The organism is Vibrio sp. 1CM2L (genome assembly GCF_023161695.1).
In the GTDB taxonomy this organism is placed as follows: domain Bacteria; phylum Pseudomonadota; class Gammaproteobacteria; order Enterobacterales; family Vibrionaceae; genus Vibrio; species Vibrio coralliirubri.
This window is the reverse complement of the sequence record NZ_JALNTT010000001.1, coordinates 1,212,634-1,231,834: the sequence shown is the minus strand read 5'-3', so window position 1 is coordinate 1,231,834 and position 19,201 is coordinate 1,212,634. Positions and strand designations below refer to the sequence as shown.

Below are 19,201 nucleotides of genomic sequence, written 5' to 3'. Positions count from 1 at the left end.
ACGCTCGCACCCTCCGTATTACCGCGGCTGCTGGCACGGAGTTAGCCGGTGCTTCTTCTGTTGCTAACGTCAAGAGATAGCGCTATTAACGCTACCCCCTTCCTCACAACTGAAAGTACTTTACAACCCGAAGGCCTTCTTCATACACGCGGCATGGCTGCATCAGGCTTTCGCCCATTGTGCAATATTCCCCACTGCTGCCTCCCGTAGGAGTCTGGACCGTGTCTCAGTTCCAGTGTGGCTGATCATCCTCTCAGACCAGCTAGGGATCGTCGCCTTGGTGAGCCATTACCTCACCAACTAGCTAATCCCACCTAGGCATATCTTGACGCGAGAGGCCCGAAGGTCCCCCTCTTTGGCCCGTAGGCATTATGCGGTATTAGCCATCGTTTCCAATGGTTATCCCCCACATCAAGGCAATTTCCTAGGCATTACTCACCCGTCCGCCGCTCGACGCCCATTAACGCACCCGAAGGATTGTTAGTGTCGTTTCCGCTCGACTTGCATGTGTTAGGCCTGCCGCCAGCGTTCAATCTGAGCCATGATCAAACTCTTCAATTTAAAGTTTTGATTACCTAAATTAATAGGTGTGACTCAACGAATACTGACTTCAAAACTAATATTCATGTAAACATGAACATGTAATTCTAAAGCTATTACCATTCCAACAGAATGATAATGAATTGACTGTGCCGAATAACTACAAGTAGTTAAACGTATTGGTCACTCAGTTCATTGAAATCAATTTTGATTCCGAAGAATCTGTTTTATCTAACGATAAAACGTTTTGATATTCATCAACGAGTGCCCACACAGATTGATAGGTTTAAATTGTTAAAGAGCTTTGCTTATCGAAACTTTCTTTTTACAAAGAAACTCTTGAAAGCGGACGTGAATTCTAGCGATTTAATCTTAAGTGTCAAACACTTTTTAAAATTAATTTTTTCGAACTTTCCGTCTTACTGATTACCGCTGAAGCCTTGTGGCGTCTGCCGTGTCAGTGAGGCGGCATTATAGAGATCATCGAAAACATGGCAACCCCTTTTTTGATAAAAATTCAAAAAAGTTGCTTAAGTGTCTACTTTTACGTCAAAAGCCTCTTTCACAGGTCAAAGCTCATACAATTACAGGCATATCACTTAAAATTTCGCGACTAGATCTTTCGAAAAAGCCTCTATATCTAGTTCAATACTCCATTTATCACTCAGTTCTACGATGTTATCTAGCGACTGCTGAACCGTTTTTATCGTCAACGTATTGTTGTCTAGGTCGTATACCTGTTTTTGCGTAGTGTAATAGAAGTAAAGAATGGTCAGCGCGTCTCGGTCGCCTTGTTCCGCTTTTGGCTGAATGCGCTTGAGCTTACGATAGATTTGATTGTGGATTTGTTTCAGGTTCCAAACATAAAGCGCTTCTTTGAAATACTCATGCCCTTTCACTCGGCTTGCGATAAACGCATTCAAAGCGACAGATAAGATCACCCCAAGTACGTTCAAATGAAAGTTCCCTGTCGATTCACCAGTAATTGAAGTCGCCGAGCCAAACAATTCAATCAGAATGGTGCCGAATACGATAGCAAACAATGCAAGTGACCCAACTAATGAGACCAACAACAAGTTCATCTTCTTTCTATATTCTTCTTTATTGATCTTTTGTAACTTCATCGACTACTTCCTTCTGCAAGCCACCTAATAATTTGCGCATACTATCTATGTGAACATTGGTTCGCTTCAACCCTTACCGTCTTGTAATGTGGTCATTCTCTATTTAATACTCAAAGTTCGCGGGTTGTTGCTAAGTGCAACTCCATTTGACTTCATTAATAGAAAAGAGTTACATACCGCCACAATTTTGGTTATTCATCAATTCATGTTGATAAAGTCCGTTTCGCTTTATCACATACTGACAAGGTACATTCCATGCGTTCATTTGTATTACGCGCTCGCGCAGCCCCTACAGAGAGCAAACTTATCTTAGAAGGTGTTGGGCAAGACGCTCATACTGAGATTCTGGCTCATACTCTTATGAACACGATCTTCGTTGCTCAATCTCATCGTGAGAATGTCACCGTGCACCTTGTATTAGAAAGTACTAAAGACTTCTCACGTACGATCACTTTCGATTCAAATGAGATCACCAACATTGGCGGCTTTCATGAATCGGCATTGTTATCAGCGGTAGTAAGAGCGGTTGATGCTTCTCAAGGTATGACCAAAGAGCAGACTCGTCAGGTTGAACCGGGGATCGTCGTTCGCACTATGAGCTTTGAAAAATTAGTGAAAGAACTGGCTGAAGACCACCAGCTATACATGATGGATAAGAAGGGTGACTTTATCCGTGATGCAGAGATTGCTGAAAACCCATGTTTCCTTCTGACTGACCACATCCCAATGCCGAAGAAAAGCTACAACAGTTTAAAGCGCTTAGGAACAGAAAAGATCAGCTTAGGCCCGAACATGCTGTTTGCTTCTCAGTGTGTTGTGTTGATCAATAATGAGCTGGATATTCGCGGTTTCTAGCCCGATGAGACACACCCATAATTAGCAAAGCCCGGTTATTCTTCGGGCTTTTGATTTTTGGGTTACCGATATTTGCTTTGCTCAACTTATTGCAAACTTGCCTCGTCACATCAGGTCTCGCATTAACGTCTCATACTGCTCAGACACCAAAACCACCAAGTGATTAAGTTCTTTTGCATCTTCCTCTGCCAGTAAAAGTTGCCAATCCGTCTGTTGACCACTTTCATCTCGCCCAATCACTTTGGTGTTCCCTTGTTCAGTCTCAAACGATAAATGACTAAAATCCGTATCGTGATGTTCATGAGACTCTAAAATTTCAAACTCTAGATTCCCTGTTGGCTTTACCTGAATGTGTGCATGAAAATGCTGCTGATTCTGTAACTCATACTCCCTGTGTATTGCGAACATACTCCCTCCTATCAACCTTAATCTAAGCTCGAAAGCGATCTGTTATAAATTACCTGCACCTTAGGTCGTAACCCTTAGACAGCACGTATCTATACAAAGTGTAGGCATTAGATTTTAGCGCTAGGGCAAAATCAGCCTGCTGTTTGATACTAGACAAAATAACGATGAGTATTGTGACACTTAGATTGATATTTCTTGACGGTCGTAACCCATCTCAACACCTCCAAAAAACCACAAAGCATGAGATTTATAAAACTTGCGCTTCGTTCCATTTCTGCCCGTTGTTGGTCTGACCTTTACCAATTAATGGAGATTCCGCTCCAAGCTTATGATTCTACAGTTATACTTCCGATAATTTCGGTGAATTATTTTAAGGGAATATATGTCAATTTTTACCGTATTCTTCTGTGGCACAGGATCAAACTCAGAAGACAACAATCATAAAAACTACGTGTCAGGCGAGTTGATTTCTACGTTAGCGAAGAATACGACTGGCAGAGACATGATTGACTACATCCAAGTGGATGGCGTTGGCAGTGGGAATCAAAACGAATGGTTGAAGCAAGGCAAAGATGACACGTACTCCGGAGTTAAGGGAACGTTGCTAGGCAAAGGTATCGACAGCAACATGCGCCATGTGCTGAATATCTTGCGCGGAAGCCAACAAGATAAGAATGACTACATGAAGCGAGCTAAAGGCCTGCTCAGTGAATCTCGCCCAGAAACATCAGCTTGGCCTTTCGCAACCAACCAAAAATATCAGGATTGGTTGAAAGACTCACAAGCACTGGCAGCCGATCTAAAACAAGGTATCGCGGCTCGCCAACAGAACATAGCGATTGAACGCCAAACCAAGCCCATTAGCCAAGTTAACATCGTAGGTTGGAGCCGTGGTGGTGTGAGTTGCTTTGAATTGGCGAACCGAATGCTCAAAGATCCCAAGCTTAGCCATATTCCCGTCAACATCTTTGCGTGTGACCCCGTGCCCGGCGGGATGAACGCATTCAAGGATTACAAATTACTGGGCAAAAACGTCAAACAAATCGTATGTGTTTTTGCTGAAGACGAACGTTCATTGGCTTTCAAGGCGAGAATGCCTCGCTTATCCCCTTCTACTCAATATTACACCACCTACATGCCCGGCCGACACGGCACTTTAGTAGGGAATGCGAATACTTCCGGCGGAAGCAAAGGTGCGGGATTACTTACTGGTCCAGGACTGGTGACAAGAGATTTCATGGAAAAGGTATTAACGGGTTGGGGCACGCAGTTTAAACCAAGCACGACATTGAACTTCTCTCGACAACGCATTATCGAACTGTACGAGCAAATGCGCAGTCATGAAGCGTATTTCAATAAAATGCACGGTATGACTTACACGGCTAAGAACCGACTATTATGGACGAGCAAAGATAGAATCGGCCAACAAAGAGAGCGCCGATATGGTATTCCAATGTATCGTTTTCAGTTTCCCGGCATAACCAACAACTACGGCGATGCAATTAATCGACACCACTGCGATGTGTTAGCTACCAACGCTTTCGCTGCACACGGTACTTCTGCCGCGCTACCAAACCCAGTCTGATATTCCTATTTGATAAGCAGTTAAACAAAAAAAGAGCTCAACTAAGTGAGCTCTTTTTATTATCTATCTCTTGGTATCGATGGTGTTATCTCACAATCAAGCCTGATTAACCAAAGATGAAGCTGTATAGGAAGCCCGCACCCATCGCCATGCTTAGAATAACGAATAGGAATGCTGCAATCATTTGGTTCTTGAAGATTGATTTAAGCAGGATAACTTCCGTTAAACTTGCACCTGCACTACCAATGATCAATGCCATAACTGAACCCAACGCCATACCTTTCTGTACTAAAGCTGCGCTTAGTGGGATTACCGCTTCAGCACGAATGTACAGTGGAATACCAATCACGGCTGCTACTGGAATCGCATACCACATACCTTCACCAGCGTACTGTGCAATAAGGTCTGTAGGAATGAAGCCGTAGATGAATGAACCAATCGCGATACCCATCATTAGGTAAGGGAAAACTTGTTTGAAATCTTTCCAAGTTGAGAACCAAATTCTCATCCAACGGCTAGGTTCTTTCTTCTCTACGATTTCAGCTGTTGCGCTTCCATCCGCTGAACAACATGAAACCGTTACTTGTGGCTCTTCTTTTTTAGAATCGCAGCAAGATGTCTCTTTCGCCATTACGGGTGCAGGTTCGCCACATGCACTTGTACCACATGAAGATTCCGCTTTAGCCGGTGCTGCTTTCTTAGGAGCAGAGTCACCACAGCTAGTGCCACAGCTTGAAGCTGAACCTGTTGATTCATACGCTTCAGGTTTTACGTAACGCTCAAAGCCAAACTTCTCAAGTGCGTAACCAGCCACTACAGACACCGTCATTGCTACAAGGAAGTAGAACACCGCGACTTGCCAGCCGAACGTAATCACGAACAAACCAATAATCACTGGGTTCAATAGTGGGCTACCGAATAGGAACACCATCATTGGACCGAAACCCGCTCTTGCACGCAGCAATCCTTTTAGGAAAGGAATGGTCGAACATGAACAGAAAGGTGTAATTGCACCCAATAGTGCAGCAACCACATACCCCTTACCATTACGTGAGCTCAGGATAGATTGAATCTTTTCTGGTGTAAGGAACTCTTGAAGAATCCCAACAATGTAGCTGATCGCTAAGAAAAGGATAATTAGCTCTACTGCTAAGAAAGCGAACATATCAAGGGCGTCTTTTAGCATTGTTAACATTTCATTGCTCATAATTAACTCCAAACTGGATTGAAGGTTGGGCTCTATGAGAAAAGTAACCAACCCTTAATTTCGAATATTCTCGAATTATAGAAATAAACAGCTCCAGATCAAGCTTTATTTCGACAAAAATCGAAATGATTTTCGAAAACACAGTTTTTCAATGACTTACACAGACACCGTTTTTAAATTTGAATTCGACATACATTTCGACTAACATCGAAATTAAATCTTGAGGAGTTAATATGAACTTAGAAGTCGTTGCGAAAGCACTTAAAGAGTTGGGGCACCCTATTCGCCTAACCATTTATAAGAGTGTCGTTAAAGCTGGCTACCAAGGCATTGCAGTTGGCGGCCTACAAGAAGAGCTAGGCATTCCCGGTTCTACCTTGTCTCACCACATATCAAGCTTGGCGTCTGCGGGCCTAATCAGCCAAAGACGAGAAGGAAGAACTCTATTCTGCGTGGCGGAGTATGAATGCCTAGAAGGTGTGATTGATTTCTTACAAGACGAGTGTTGCGTAAATGAACAGTGCAACTGATGCACATTTGAACGGGGCACCTTTGAAGCTCGAACAAGTCTGGGCCGAGTATCAGCAAGCATTAAAGTCATTCCTGCATTCAAAGGTCAACAACTCTGCGGATGTAGACGACTTGCTCCAAGATATCTTGATTAAGACCTATCAGAACTTAGATAAGGTACAAGATGCGAGCAGTGTTAAGGCTTGGCTGTTCCAGTTAGCCAACAACACCATTATCGACTTCTACCGTAAGCATGCACGCCAACAACGTGATAGCCAAATTGATGCTGAAGATCTGTGGTTTACCGATTTAGACCACGACTCTGAATTTAAGCAGAAGCTTTCATTGTGTATTGAACCTTTTATTCAGGCATTGCCAGAACAAAGCTCATCGCTACTGCTTGCGGTCGACATTAAAGGCCAAAGCCAGAAAGAGATCGCAGAAGCGCAGAACGTCAGCTACTCAACGGTTAAATCCCGCGTGCAAAAAAGCCGTGGTGATCTTAAGAACCTGTTTGAAGAGTGTTGTAACTTGTCCCTTGATCAACAAGGCAATGTGATTGATTGCGAGCTTAAGCCGAACGCCAGCTGCGGCAAGTGTTAATCGCTACATCGAATCCGTTATTTCAATAGAACAAAGCCAGCAGTTGATGCTGGCTTTGTTGTTTTCATAATCTGCAAATCACGCTTTGCTTAAGCAAATCTAGAGCTTAAGCGAATCGAGTGCTTGATCGAACCGGACTATGCTGCTTCCGCTTTTACCACAGGTTGATAGCGCCCCGGTTTATGATTCATCGCTAGAATCAAGTTGGTGACTATCGCACCAAGTACAGACAGAAGAACCAATGACACATCAACAATGAACAGAGAAAGCACAACAATCGTGCAGTCTAATGCCATCTGAACCTTACCCGCTCGAATTCCAAAACGTTCTTGTAAGAACAACGCCAGAATGTTGAAGCCACCTAAGCTCATCTTGTGACGGAAAATCACCAGCATGCCGGTACCAATCAAGCCACCACCAAGTAAAGCTGCATACAATGCATGAATTTCGGCAATTTGAATCACGTGATACAAGTGATCCACAGCGAACGAAACAATCGAAACAGCGATAAACGTATTGATGGTGAAGCGCCAGCCCATACGAGCAACCGACAAAATATAGAAAGGTAAGTTAAGTGCGAAGAATACTTGGCCAAAGCTCAAATCTGTTACTTTGGTAATGAAGATCGCTAGACCAGCCGTGCCTCCGGTGAGTAAACCGACTTGGTTGAAAAAGATAACGCCGAGTGAAACCAGTGCGCTACCTAAGATCAGTGCCAGTAAGTTTTCGCGAAGGTTATGATCTTTATCCATGTGAATGACTCTCCCTGAATCTTTTAACATCGCGTTTCAGTAGTCTTGAAACGATTTATGCCCAAATTTACGATGTTTGACAGATAAGTCGAGTGAACGAGCAATGTTGCTTAGTGATTAGTTTGTATATTAGTTTTTACAGCTTTGTGAAAACTTCTATTAAACATATAGTTATAAACCTGAATTTAGGCTTTCATTCTTAATTAGATAGTTGTTTGTATTAACCAACGAGCTTCAAGTTTTCTTATTTATTGAACACGTTTTGTCCCAATTCCAATCAAGCGATAATCTATGCATAAAACGCATAGACCACATCACAAATGGTCATTTGATACATAACCTACTCATCACTATGATGCGCGACTTCTTACAACATTGAGCGCATGTCAACACCGTATGTTTTCACAATCTCTTTTTGCCCAATTGGCCAGAATGACGCTATTTCTTGTCATTAGTTTGGTTATTGTGCATCACAGTCAGCCATTGATTGATCTCTTGGCTCAGCATGCCGTGAGCAGTGGCTGCCACCAGCAGTCAGCGCATGAGCATTCTGGGCACGAACATCACCATGAGATGACTGACCAACACATGTCAGCGCAAGACCACTCACATCACCACCATTAATTTAAGAGTATTAGAATGAGCATTTTCCGTTTTCCTTTACTGGTATGGCTTGGGATAGGCACACTTATTATCAGTCTAGGGATCAGACAATCATTCGGCATTTTCATGATGCCAATTTCAGAACATTTCGGTACAGGTCGCGAGTTTTTCAGCTTTGCGATTGCGCTACAAAACCTATTGTTCGGCGTGTTCCAACCTTTTGTTGGTATGGCAGCTGACAAATGGGGAGCAAGACGCATCATTATCGCTGGTGCATGTGCTTACGGTTTGGGTTTACTTCTTACCTCAATTTCTACCGAATCGAGCATGCTTTACGTTTCATTGGGTGCACTCGTTGGCCTTGGCTTAAGTGCAACAAGTTATGTGATCGTGCTTGGCGCAGTGGCGAAAGTGGTACCGGCAGAGCACGCGGCTAAGGCGTTTGGCTTAACCACGGCTGCAGGTTCATTTGGTATGTTTGCGGTGATTCCGGGCGCACAATACATGCTGAACGAGTTTGATTGGCAAAGTGCGATGCAAGTGTTTGGCGTACTGTGTTGTTTGATGATCTCTTTTGCGCTGTTCATGCGAGCGCCTAAAGCTGCCTCAAACAAACAAGCGCAAGCTGAAGAGAACCAAACACTCAAAGAAGCACTGTCTGAAGCGTTTGCTCACAAAGGTTACTGGTTGATTCACGCGGGCTTCTTCGTGTGCGGTTTCCACGTAATGTTTATCGCAACACACTTACCGAGCTATTTAGCAGACAAAGACCTACCCGCTAGCAGCGCGGCGATGGCACTGGCTTACGTTGGCATCTTCAACATCTTCGGGTCTTACTTCTGGGGTGTGATGGGCGATAAGTTCAGCAAGCGTCATGTAATGTCGGCACTGTACTTAGTGCGTACCGTAGTTATCGGAGCTTTTGTCACTTTGCCTGTTACTGAGTCAACCGCGGCTATCTTCGGTGCAGCGATTGGTTTTTGTTGGTTGGGTACGGTTCCGCTAACTTCTGGCTTAGTTCGTCAGATCTTCGGTGCCCGTTACCTATCAACGTTGTACGGCTTGGTGTTCTTTACTCACCAAGTGGGTAGCTTCTTAGGCGCTTGGGTTGGCGGTCGTATTTACGATTACTACGGTTCTTACGAGCCAATCTGGTGGTCAACCGTGGTACTTGCATTTGCGGCAGCGCTTATCCATTTACCAATCAATGACAAGCCGATTGAGCGACTGAAATTGGCAATGGCTTAACGTTTTATGCTGACTCCCCCACTAGCGTAAACAACAAGTCGTTCCAATAAAGCGAGTGAGTATTGAAAGGAAGCATCCTGAGATACTCACTCGCTTTTTTGTTGGTCGCGATAATAGAAATTATAACTAGCGAAACTGGCATAAACCTCACTGAATAATAAGACTATTGTTTTGGTTTTCATTTATAGTATCCACCCGCTCCTTTAAAACTAATCCGCAGGCTTATGGAATACATAGATCAGACTGTCCTTATCGCAATGGCACTCATTTTTGTCGGCTCGTTTGTGCAAACCGCAATCGGCTTTGGTTTGGCCATTGTTGCAGCCCCACTGCTGTTTTTGGTCTCTCCAGATTATGTACCTGCGCCTATCTGTTTAATTGGTCTGTTTATCTCGTTATTCAACGCTTTTAAACATCGAGCGAATATCTCGATTGGCGGATTAAAAATCGCATTGCTGGGCCGTATTCCGGGGTCACTGGCAGGTGGTGCTTTGTTGGTGATGGTTTCAACGAGCGTGTTATCACTATGGTTGGGCTTATTGGTAGTATTTGCCGTGATTGTTAGCTTACTGCCCTTTAGACTCGAACCAACCCCAACTAAGATGGGTATTGCGGGGTTCTTCTCTGGGTTCTTTGGCACCAGTTCGGGTATTGGTGGTCCTCCGATGGCACTACTACTGCAACACCAAGATGCCAATCAGCTTCGTGGTAACCTTTCTGCGTTTTTCGTGTTTAGTTCGATCATCTCGTTACTGGTACAGATCCCGATTGGCTTCTTCACCATGCACCATTTGATCATTACCATCCCTTTGCTGCCTGCGGCTTGGTTGGGTTATAAAGTGGCATTGATGACGACACAAAGCATCCCTAAAGAGAAGATACGCATTGGTTCATTACTGCTATGTTCTATCAGTGGCTTTACAGCAATCTGGCAGGGGTTAGCTGGCTAGTTATTAGCGATAAAAACAAGAAGAAAGACATCTTAAAAACCACAGATCAAACACCCAATAGATAAAAGGACGTTCTATGACTTACGATGAATTCAATGCATTCTGCGAGTCACTGCCTGCAACCAGTTATGTGATGCAGTGGAATAACTCTCACGTGTGGAAAGTGGGTGGCAAGGTGTTTGCGATTGGTGGCTGGGGACCGAAAGATGAGCCTGCGTTTATCTTCAAGGCGTCCGATCGGAATTTCGACTTTCTCAAAGAAGAGCCGGGCTATAAACCCGCCCCCTACTTTGCTTCGCGTGGCATGAAATGGATTCAGCTTTTTGAGAGCACATCAGAAAGGGATGAGGAGCTGAGATACTACCTCACGGAGTCACACCGAATTGTGTCTTTGGGGCTTACCAAAAAGAAACAAGCAGAACTCGGGCTCAATCAGTAGCCAGAATCTCTGCTTGTTAAATATAGAATTATGCACTTCTTAAAAGCTTAGGCCGCTTTTAAAACCTTAAGCCCCTCTTAAAACCTTAAGCTTCTCTTAAAAACTTGGGCAATAAAGGTTCTATCTTTTGCGTTGGAATCAGTGGCACCAATAAATAAATTAAACCCGCAAAGGCGATAGACGCCGCCAAGTCTTCAGGTCGATGCATACCAAGCCAAACACGGCTATAGGCGACACCACCAGCCCAAACCAACAAACCGCCGACTAGGTAAAAGCGTTTCGCCTCTAGGAACAATCCGCCAAAGAATGCCAAACACACACCGACAAAGATCATGTGTCCAGATGGGAAAGAGTAATCTGTTTCGCCATGCCAATGACGAGTGCGCCACTCGCTGACCTTATCTTGCACAGATTCAATCGCGGCATTTTTTTCTACCAAAGGCAGCTCATAAAACAGCTCTGGCATTTCAATCACTTCCTGCGTTACCAAATACTCAGAATAAGGACGCGGGCTCTCTGTTGAATGCTTTAAGAAGGTCTTCGCTGCAAAGCTGAGCACCAACAACAGGCCGAGCTGCAGACAAAGGCTGACTAACTTAGCTTTAGAAAACTTCATCGTGAGCAAGACTAAAGACAAAACAGCGAGCGTGCCCAAGAACCCTTGATTACCTGCCGAGTAAGTCACAAACGTCATAAAGGCACCGTAGAAAGGCAGAACCGCGCTTCCAAGGTCGAAGTCAGATCCAAAGATCAAAAAGGGTACTAGAGAATACAAGCTTAAAACGAGCAGTAATAAGCCTTTGGATTTGTTAGAGAACAGAGAAGTCATGGCTAAGATCTTTGAGATAAAGTGGTCGGATGCTATCGCAGCTTAGCATCGCCAATATCAATTTTATGTCAAAACGGTCAGTAAGCCGTCATGGTGTAACAATAATCGATTAAAGGGCCTCTTGAGTATTGAGCTGATGAACTGTCACGTCATCACCAATAATGCAGACCATCCACTTGTGCACATATAGACATCAAAACCCACTAAACATAGCTAACGCCCGACTAAACACCATACGCCAAGGTCTGCCGATAAAGTGAACACTTACCTGATTATAAGGCCAGAATCTGAAAAACTTTGCTGTCAGTCCTTTAAATCCACTATCGAAAGGATTACCATCTGGTCTGCTTTCAAAGCAAAACAAATTATTAATTTTTATTCTCAGGGCGGGGCGAAATTCCCCACCGGCGGTATGTCCTTAGCAAAATCTAAAGATAAGCCCGCGAGCGCTCGATTCGTCGAGGTCAGCAGATCTGGTGAGATGCCAGAGCCGACGGTTATAGTCCGGATGAGAGAGAATGGAAACACACTCGTTTAAGTTGGAAAGGCGCACCTATCTATTGGGTTGATGCCTCCAACTCAGACGGGTGCATTTCGTTTTGGATAAAACCATAATGAGCTAAAGTCGACTTGTAATGAGTAGGCTTTGTCGTGCTCGGTTGAGATCCCTCATACAGCCCTGATTCTGGTGATATTTTAGGAGTTTAACCATGAATCAGTCTTCACTACTTGCCGAATTTGGCGAACCAATCACTCGCGTTGAAAACGCACTGCAAGCTCTACGCGAAGGTCGTGGCGTACTTCTACTTGACGATGAAGATCGTGAGAACGAAGGCGACATCATCTACTCAGTAGAACACCTGACGAATGCTCAAATGGCGCTTATGATCCGCGAATGCAGCGGCATTGTGTGCCTGTGTCTAACTGACGAGCAAGCAAACCAACTTGAACTTCCACCTATGGTTGTTGATAACAACAGCGCAAACCAAACTGCGTTCACCGTCACTATCGAAGCAAAAGTTGGCGTAACAACAGGTGTTTCTGCCGCTGACCGTGTAACAACGATCAAGACAGCTGCCAACCCAACAGCTAAGCCTACTGACCTTGCTCGCCCTGGCCACGTATTCCCGTTACGCGCGCGTAAAGGTGGTGTACTTGCTCGCCGTGGTCACACAGAAGGTACTGTGGATCTTATGCAAATGGCTGGTCTTCAATCAGCTGGCGTACTATGTGAAGTAACCAACCCAGACGGCACAATGGCAAAAGCGCCAGAGATCGTTGCTTTCGGTAAACTACACAACATGCCAGTACTGACCATTGAAGATATGGTGATGTACCGCACTGAGTTCGACCTTAAGCTTGCTTAACGTTTAGTGCTAAACGCTTAGCTCTTAAGCTAACGAAACTCAGAAATGAACATTGAAAGGCCTCACTCTTACTGCTTTTTCTAGTTAAAAGTATATAAAGGGTGAGGCCTTCTTCATTTCCTACACTGAAATCTAAGATCCATCTCATCGCCCACGACTGACCTCTCAAAAAATCCTGCAAAATATGAGAAATATTCACTCGAATGGTGAAGTCATGCACCATCATTGATCATCCATAATTACAGAAAAATCGTAAACAACTGAAATATAACACTTATTTATTTTGGCACGGCGTCTGCACTACCACTAAGTAGGTATACAAATATTAGGAGTTGAATATGTTTGTAGTTATTTCAGTGGGTTTATCCTTATTAGTACTTGCGGCCCTGTTTCATTTCTCAAGGAAGAGACAAACAGCGCTATCACACCGGTTTGAAACCTTAGTTCTGCTTAGAGAATTATTGTTGTTATCACGCAAACACCGCGCAGCAACGCATTACGCTCTAGCATATAAATTGTCTAGTGAGTCGATTCGCAAAGTGAACGAGATTTACGACAACATACTTGAAGTCTCTGAGCTGCTTCAGTCCCATGTGTCGTTTGATAGCCGCCCTATGTATCGCATCTATCACCTTAAGCTCATTGCCATGCACAGTGACTGGCAAAACCGCAGCTTGGTGCGTAACCAATCGATTCATGGCAAAACAATTCGCCATAGCATGTTCTTGATGGATGAAGTGATGATCATCTGGCTGATTCAGTCTGAGCGAGAAGACATGAGCCGTGAGTATCACATGAATTGGCAACAGATCTTAGACTGCATGGAAATCCTGACCAAGTTACGTATGTGCATACCTGATATGGAGAAGCCTGAGGAGTATGCGAGATTCAAATTCTACGCATCTCAAACGCACCGCAAACTTAACCAATTATCGATTATCTGCCCTATCAGCAGTGGATCACCCATTTGTACACGTGCGATGCATGCACTTACCGAGATCGCATCAAGTACTGAAGCGACCCAACCAGCAGATAGCATGTACGAATTAACCAGTGATATTTCTAGCGTCGTGTCACAAGTTTACGACCAAGTATTATCCGACATTACTAGAAGCTTGTATCAGCCTTTACCAGACGTAAACGAAAAGGTGATGAATACCCGATTATCCGTACATCATTACATGTAAAGACTTCGTGAGAGGAGAGCGTGCTGGAACTCTGAATTATTGAGTTCAAATCCGATATCACCTTTGATATCGGATTTTTGTATTTATGGGTTGTAGATTTATGTGGGTAAGCATTTATGCCACTTCAAACATCGCCAGACTTGATATCGCTAGACCAAGCTTCTGCTGCAAAATCAATGAACTGACGAACAACAGGCAGCTGATAACTACGAGACAAATACACAGCCCAAAGCACACTACTCGGTGAAACAAAATCATCCAAAATTCGTTTCAATTTGCCATCCGCAATCAGTGGGTTGGCTAAATCACAGGGCAAACGAACTATCCCTTTTCCATGTTGCGCGGCGCGGGTTAATACCCCAACATCATTAGCTTTGATAGTGCCAGACACCTCAACCGAAAAATGCTGATTATCCTTAACGAAATCCCACTTAGAGACACTCAAATGGCGAAAACAATTGTGCTGTCGAAGCGCTTCGACTGTTTTAGGTTGACCATGTTTGTCTAAATAAGCTTGCGATGCACACACCACCGAATCAATTTCCATTAGCTTACGAGCAATCAAGCTATCGTCAGGTTGGTCGGTATAACGCAGCGCAATATCGATTCTGTCATCCACCAACTGAGCAAAACGGTCAGAAGCAAAAAGTTCTACCGTGATATTGGGATGAAGCTCTGTGAACTGTTCAACCACATCCAACAACATGTGTTGAGTCAAACCAATCGGAGCAGCTATGCGAATAGTTCCGGAAAGAGCATCGGTTTGATTGAGTGAAGTAACTTCTAACTCTGCCGTTTCATGGAGGATTTTCTCGCAGCGCTGTAAGGCAACCTCTCCTGCCACGGTCAAACTCACCTTACGAGTGGTTCTGTGCAACAACCGCTGTTTTAGCCACCCTTCGATCTCTTGAACATGGCGTGAAACCTGTAAACGGCTCATATCCAAATGCTCTGCTGCTTGAGTGAAACTGGCACAATTTGCGACTTCAACAAAGCTACGCATCGCCGTCAATCTATCCATCACACTTTCCCTTATCCACTGAACCAAGCCTATTAGTTAACTATATAGATACAATCTACATCATTTTACGATATTTATCGCAACCTAGTGAGCTATTAGACTGCAATAGCTGTCGAGAAACAGACTCAATAAATCAGATAATTGGAGTTACATTATGAAAATTGCAGTATTAGGCGCATCAGGTTGGATTGGTAGTCACATCGCTCAAGAAGCTAAAGCTCGCGGACACGAGGTTGTTGCTGTTGTAAGAGATGCAAGCCGTGTAGAAATCAGCGATGTTGAGGTTCGTTCATTTGATTTACAAGATGAAGCAGCCAGTCTAGCGACGTCTTTCTCAGGCGTTGATGCGGTTATTGCTTCGATTGGCGGACGTGCCCTAGGTAATCACGACATCGTAAAAAGCACAGCAATTAAGCTGCTTGATACACTGCCAAGCATTGGTATCGAACGTCTACTTTGGGTAGGTGGTGCGGGTTCATTAGAAGTAGCGCCAAACGTACCGTTAGTTACCGTTCCGGACTTTCCAGCAGAGCATAAAAACGAAGCGCTAGCACAAGGCGAAGCTCTTGAAGTGTTCAAACAGTCTAACAGCGAGGTTAACTGGACGTTCATTAGCCCAGCAGCAGAAATCTTCCCGGGCGAGAAACTATCAACCTACCGTACCGGTGGCGACCAACTGCTCACCGACGAAGATGGCAACAGCAAAATATCCGTCAGCGACTATGCTATCGCGATGATTGATGAACTAGAAGCGGGCAAGTTCCCACGCCAACGTATTGGTGTCGCTTACTAGTTTCCCCGTTCATTAGGTACGAAAAATCATAGACACATAGAGATAAACGTTAAAAAGCCGCTTACTTAAACGAAGCGGCTTTCTGTTTTGTTCATCGAAATAATCATCATATCAGTGGTAAATGACCCGTTTTCACTAGGATAACCGTCTCTTCTTCCACATAAGGGAAATGCTCGCTCATATGAGGGCTACGCATCCATGTGTGTTTTGGATACTCACCATGTTCATCTTTAAAGGTGCCAGACAACACAAAGATCTCTTCACCACCAAAATGACGATGTGGCTGAAAACGTTCGCCAACAGGCCACTTCACTAAAGCGACATGCTCGTGCTCGAATTCATGCAGTGGCATCACTTGTAAACCACCAATACCCGGAAGCCACTCTGTTTCTAGAGTATTAATGCGAACTTGAGTTAAGTCCCTCGCGTCAAACTGGTTGAGCTTCACCAAGATCGTGCAGCCATTTTTGCTTGATGGAGAATGCGCACTGCCCGGGGGATTACGGATATAAGTGCCGGCAGGGAAATCTCCAGTTTCATCAGAGAACACGCCATCTAATACGAAGATCTCTTCACCTTGTGGGTGTGGGTGCTCAGAAAACGAAGATTCAGGATCGTACTTCACCACGCTGGTCGTGTGACCTGATTCTTTATCTTCTCTTTCAAGCGGCTTGCGCCATACCCCTTTGGCAGGGCTTGCAATCCAGTCTAATGATTCGGTTTCAATAACCAGCTTTTTTGAAAAGTCCATGTTGAACATAATGGCGACCTTACTCTTGTTATCGTTTTAATTATTATTGTTGTCTTTCTCGTTTCTATTCTACGCGAATACTCATCAAGGAGGCCATCTCGCTGCCATTTTGCCTGCGCGACAGCCACCTAAAAAGAATCCTGATTAATTGCGGCCAGCGATCACACCGCCATCAACATCCCAGATTGCACCCGTTACCCAATCTGCACTGTCTGACAGTAAGAAAGAGATGCTATTGGCGATGTCTTTCGGCAAACCGACTCGACCAATTGGGTGGAACGCATTAAAGCCTTCTAGCGCCTGATCCACTTCTTCCGGTTTAATGAAAGATTCGTAAATCGGTGTTTTAACCACAGCCGGAGACACTGCATTCACGCGAATGTTATGCTCAGCCAGTTCCATTGCCATGTGTTGTGTTAATGCGTGCAGGCCAGCTTTAGCCATTGAATAGGCAGAAGATGGCGTCGCTTTAATTGCTTGCTTACCCCACATAGAACCAACGTTAACCACACTGCCGCCGCCGCTCTGAATCATCAACTTACTTATCGCTTGAGTAATGAAGAAGGTTGCTTTATTAAGCTGCATGTATTGCTCGTAATCAGATTCTTGGTGCTCAATAAACGCTTTAGGGTTGAAGTAACCTGCAGCATTAACAAGGTAACCAATACCTTCTTCGAGCGACTCTAAATGCGCAATAAGGCGAGACACACTTGCATCATCATAAAGGTTAGCTTGCCAACCAGAAGCGTGGCCTAGTGATTGAAGTTCTGACACCGCTTTATCTAACTTAGTTGGGTTATTGCCGACCACCAACACATGGATGTTTTGAGCGACTAACTGCTTCGCGGTTTCAAAGCCCATACCACTTGTGCCACCAATTACGACTGCAATACCATTTTTAGTGAAGTTCATTTTGTTATCTCCTAAGTCATGTGAACGTGGTAATCTTAGGCTTTGAACTAACACTATGAATAGTAAGTACAAATCGGTTAGGTAGGTACTTATTGGTACATCTTTATGAAAAATCAGGAAAACTTTTTTTCAAGAAAATCTGCACCAGAGCGCTCAGCTCGTATGGTAGAAACCATCTACGGCTGTAAATGGTCGCTAACGGTTTACCAATTACTGGCAAATGGCATTAATCGCCCCGGTGAAATGGTGCGCTCGGTCGAAGGGTTATCGACCAAGGTTTTGAATGAATGCTTGAAGCGAAATGTTGAGTTTGGGATTTTGGATAAGCAGATGTTCAACGAACTCCCACCAAGAGTTGAATACCAAGTGACGCCGTTCGGCGAGAAGTTCTTGTTGATTCTAGACCAACTGGAAAACCTACAAAACGAAATCGACGAGATGTAAGCCCAAGCCCGTCCAACTATTGCCAAAAGAAGGAGGAAGGTAGGCAGCACGCGCCATTTAGCTGACTGGCATTTGCTCAAAACGGCCTTTCACAAAATCAATAAAGGTTCGAATTCGGCTCGGTTGATAGCGGTCTCGATGATAGATCGCTGAAAAGTCCACTTTCGGCACCACCCATTCTTCAAACACTTGCAGCAATTGCCCGTCGTTCAGTTCTTGTAAGCAATAGATGGTTGGTACACGAATAATTCCGTTGCCCGATTTCGCGCCTTGTACCAACACTCGGCCATTTTTACATTGCAGTCTGCCCGTCACATGCACATCGACCGTTTTCTTGGTGTCGTCTAGCGATTGAAAGCTCCACTTACGCACAGACCCCGTTAAGCAGTCATGGTGAATGAGATCTTTAGGATGGTTTGGCTTTCCTTTGCGAGCAAAATACTCAGGGCTCGCAAGTGTTCCCATCTCGATGTCCAAAAGCTTTCTCGCGATAAAGCCCGCATCTTCAAGGCTTCCCATACGAAAAGCGATATCAAACGCGTCTTCAATCAAATCGACTCGGTTACTACTGAAATCAAGGCTGATGCTGATGTCTGGGTAGAGCTGCATAAACTCATTGACTAGATCCGCGATGATCACCTCACCCAAATAACCGCCAACACAGTTTACTTTTATGTCGCCACGTACTTCTTCGACATCATCCACAGCAGCAATCAGAGCTTGGTCTATATTATCTAAGGCTTGTTCACATCTTGCGTACAGATCTTGCCCTGCGTGAGTCAGCCTCAAGGTTCGAGTGGTGCGGATAAACAGTGTCACACCCATCTGCTTTTCTAGGCTACTCACTTGGCGTGATACGTGGGAACGAGACACATCCAACTCCTCAGCCGCTTTGGTGAAATTACCTAAACGAGCGATAAGCACGAAGGAGCGAATATCAGACAGGTTAATTTGATTGAGCATAGTCGCCAGCTTACTAATGAAGTGATGAGATAGACGTTTTATTGTTGCACCACAGCAACAGTGTTTCAAGTAAAGCGCTATATATCAACAATGCTATTTTCCTTAATATA

At 44.4% G+C, this 19,201-nt stretch carries 21 protein-coding genes, 1 rRNA gene and 1 riboswitch; of the genes, 11 read left to right on the top strand and 11 right to left on the bottom strand.

All coding sequences use genetic code 11. The features are described 5' to 3' along the window. Together MSG34_RS05340 and MSG34_RS05335 are read right to left on the bottom strand one after the other, a co-directional pair. Positions 1–561: ribosomal RNA gene (locus tag MSG34_RS05340) — 16S ribosomal RNA — on the bottom strand; the annotation flags it as partial. A 578-nt stretch (positions 562–1,139) separates the two neighbouring features. Then, complete coding sequence (locus tag MSG34_RS05335; RefSeq protein WP_048611591.1) at positions 1,140–1,664, bottom strand: DUF3087 family protein; 525 nt, start codon at positions 1,662–1,664, stop codon at positions 1,140–1,142. Between the two features lie 255 nt (positions 1,665–1,919). On the opposite strand from MSG34_RS05335, the gene trmY reads away from it, so the two are divergent. Next, on the top strand, positions 1,920–2,519 hold the full coding sequence (gene trmY, locus MSG34_RS05330; protein ID WP_017061702.1) for a tRNA (pseudouridine(54)-N(1))-methyltransferase TrmY: 600 nt from the start codon (positions 1,920–1,922) through the stop codon (positions 2,517–2,519). Between the two features lie 105 nt (positions 2,520–2,624). Here trmY and MSG34_RS05325 read toward each other — a convergent pair whose 3' ends face one another. Beyond that, positions 2,625–2,927 carry a hypothetical protein gene (locus MSG34_RS05325; protein WP_248336490.1) on the bottom strand — a complete coding sequence of 101 codons (303 nt, stop codon included), beginning with the start codon at positions 2,925–2,927 and terminating at the stop codon, positions 2,625–2,627. 382 nt (positions 2,928–3,309) lie between these two features. Here MSG34_RS05325 and MSG34_RS05320 point away from each other — a divergent pair, with 382 nt between their 5' ends. Next, positions 3,310–4,512: a hypothetical protein gene (locus MSG34_RS05320; RefSeq protein ID WP_248336489.1), complete on the top strand. Its 1,203-nt coding sequence runs from the start codon at positions 3,310–3,312 to the stop codon at positions 4,510–4,512. Positions 4,513–4,618: 106 nt separating this feature from the next. Here the strand turns inward: MSG34_RS05320 and MSG34_RS05315 are convergent, their stop codons facing one another. After that, a complete protein-coding gene (locus tag MSG34_RS05315; RefSeq protein ID WP_248336488.1) occupies positions 4,619–5,719 on the bottom strand; it encodes a permease in 1,101 nt (366 codons plus the stop codon). A 233-nt stretch (positions 5,720–5,952) separates the two neighbouring features. Between MSG34_RS05315 and MSG34_RS05310 the strand changes: the two genes are divergently transcribed. Together MSG34_RS05310 and sigZ are read left to right on the top strand one after the other, a co-directional pair. Beyond that, positions 5,953–6,249, top strand: coding sequence for a metalloregulator ArsR/SmtB family transcription factor (locus MSG34_RS05310; protein WP_004733042.1), 297 nt, complete (start codon positions 5,953–5,955; stop codon positions 6,247–6,249). Continuing rightward, the gene (sigZ, locus tag MSG34_RS05305; protein WP_248336487.1) at positions 6,233–6,832 is read left to right on the top strand and encodes an RNA polymerase sigma factor SigZ; all 600 of its coding nucleotides are present in this window, start codon (positions 6,233–6,235) and stop codon (positions 6,830–6,832) included. Before MSG34_RS05310 ends, sigZ begins: the two co-directional genes overlap by 17 nt. Positions 6,833–6,969: 137 nt before the next feature. Here the strand turns inward: sigZ and MSG34_RS05300 are convergent, their stop codons facing one another. Beyond that, complete coding sequence (locus tag MSG34_RS05300; protein ID WP_017065874.1) at positions 6,970–7,584, bottom strand: YitT family protein; 615 nt, start codon at positions 7,582–7,584, stop codon at positions 6,970–6,972. A gap of 460 nt (positions 7,585–8,044) precedes the next feature. Continuing rightward, positions 8,045–8,194 carry a hypothetical protein gene (locus MSG34_RS24240; RefSeq protein WP_179946933.1) on the bottom strand — a complete coding sequence of 50 codons (150 nt, stop codon included), beginning with the start codon at positions 8,192–8,194 and terminating at the stop codon, positions 8,045–8,047. Positions 8,195–8,223: 29 nt separating this feature from the next. Between MSG34_RS24240 and MSG34_RS05290 the strand changes: the two genes are divergently transcribed. From MSG34_RS05290 to MSG34_RS05280, 3 genes are all read left to right on the top strand, one after another. Next, positions 8,224–9,435: an MFS transporter gene (locus MSG34_RS05290; RefSeq protein ID WP_048611602.1), complete on the top strand. Its 1,212-nt coding sequence runs from the start codon at positions 8,224–8,226 to the stop codon at positions 9,433–9,435. Positions 9,436–9,659: 224 nt separating this feature from the next. Beyond that, positions 9,660–10,385 (top strand): sulfite exporter TauE/SafE family protein, encoded by a 726-nt coding sequence (locus tag MSG34_RS05285; protein ID WP_193841066.1) that lies wholly within the window; start codon positions 9,660–9,662, stop codon positions 10,383–10,385. A gap of 76 nt (positions 10,386–10,461) precedes the next feature. Further along, positions 10,462–10,824: an MmcQ/YjbR family DNA-binding protein gene (locus MSG34_RS05280; RefSeq protein ID WP_248336486.1), complete on the top strand. Its 363-nt coding sequence runs from the start codon at positions 10,462–10,464 to the stop codon at positions 10,822–10,824. An 85-nt stretch (positions 10,825–10,909) separates the two neighbouring features. Here the strand turns inward: MSG34_RS05280 and MSG34_RS05275 are convergent, their stop codons facing one another. Further along, positions 10,910–11,653 carry a phosphatase PAP2 family protein gene (locus MSG34_RS05275; RefSeq protein ID WP_248336485.1) on the bottom strand — a complete coding sequence of 248 codons (744 nt, stop codon included), beginning with the start codon at positions 11,651–11,653 and terminating at the stop codon, positions 10,910–10,912. 373 nt (positions 11,654–12,026) lie between these two features. Then, a riboswitch (FMN riboswitch) is annotated at positions 12,027–12,177 on the top strand. A gap of 186 nt (positions 12,178–12,363) precedes the next feature. Between MSG34_RS05275 and ribB the strand changes: the two genes are divergently transcribed. Together ribB and MSG34_RS05265 are read left to right on the top strand one after the other, a co-directional pair. Further along, the gene (gene ribB / locus MSG34_RS05270; protein WP_017054827.1) at positions 12,364–13,020 is read left to right on the top strand and encodes a 3,4-dihydroxy-2-butanone-4-phosphate synthase; all 657 of its coding nucleotides are present in this window, start codon (positions 12,364–12,366) and stop codon (positions 13,018–13,020) included. A 338-nt stretch (positions 13,021–13,358) separates the two neighbouring features. Then, entirely contained in the window at positions 13,359–14,207 is an 849-nt protein-coding gene (locus MSG34_RS05265; RefSeq protein ID WP_248336484.1) for a hypothetical protein, read from the top strand. 124 nt (positions 14,208–14,331) lie between these two features. Here the strand turns inward: MSG34_RS05265 and MSG34_RS05260 are convergent, their stop codons facing one another. Next, on the bottom strand, positions 14,332–15,228 hold the full coding sequence (locus tag MSG34_RS05260) for a LysR family transcriptional regulator (protein ID WP_248336483.1): 897 nt from the start codon (positions 15,226–15,228) through the stop codon (positions 14,332–14,334). A 154-nt stretch (positions 15,229–15,382) separates the two neighbouring features. On the opposite strand from MSG34_RS05260, the gene MSG34_RS05255 reads away from it, so the two are divergent. Next, positions 15,383–16,021, top strand: coding sequence for an NAD(P)-dependent oxidoreductase (locus tag MSG34_RS05255; protein WP_248336482.1), 639 nt, complete (start codon positions 15,383–15,385; stop codon positions 16,019–16,021). Between the two features lie 106 nt (positions 16,022–16,127). On the opposite strand, the gene MSG34_RS05250 is transcribed toward MSG34_RS05255, so the two are convergent. Then, the gene (locus MSG34_RS05250) at positions 16,128–16,781 is read right to left on the bottom strand and encodes a cupin domain-containing protein (RefSeq protein ID WP_248336481.1); all 654 of its coding nucleotides are present in this window, start codon (positions 16,779–16,781) and stop codon (positions 16,128–16,130) included. A gap of 135 nt (positions 16,782–16,916) precedes the next feature. Further along, entirely contained in the window at positions 16,917–17,684 is a 768-nt protein-coding gene (locus MSG34_RS05245) for an SDR family oxidoreductase (protein ID WP_248336480.1), read from the bottom strand. A gap of 105 nt (positions 17,685–17,789) precedes the next feature. On the opposite strand from MSG34_RS05245, the gene MSG34_RS05240 reads away from it, so the two are divergent. After that, complete coding sequence (locus MSG34_RS05240) at positions 17,790–18,128, top strand: helix-turn-helix domain-containing protein (RefSeq protein ID WP_004733017.1); 339 nt, start codon at positions 17,790–17,792, stop codon at positions 18,126–18,128. A gap of 57 nt (positions 18,129–18,185) precedes the next feature. Here the strand turns inward: MSG34_RS05240 and MSG34_RS05235 are convergent, their stop codons facing one another. Beyond that, a complete protein-coding gene (locus tag MSG34_RS05235; RefSeq protein WP_248336479.1) occupies positions 18,186–19,091 on the bottom strand; it encodes a LysR family transcriptional regulator in 906 nt (301 codons plus the stop codon). Positions 19,092–19,201 lie beyond the last annotated feature (110 nt).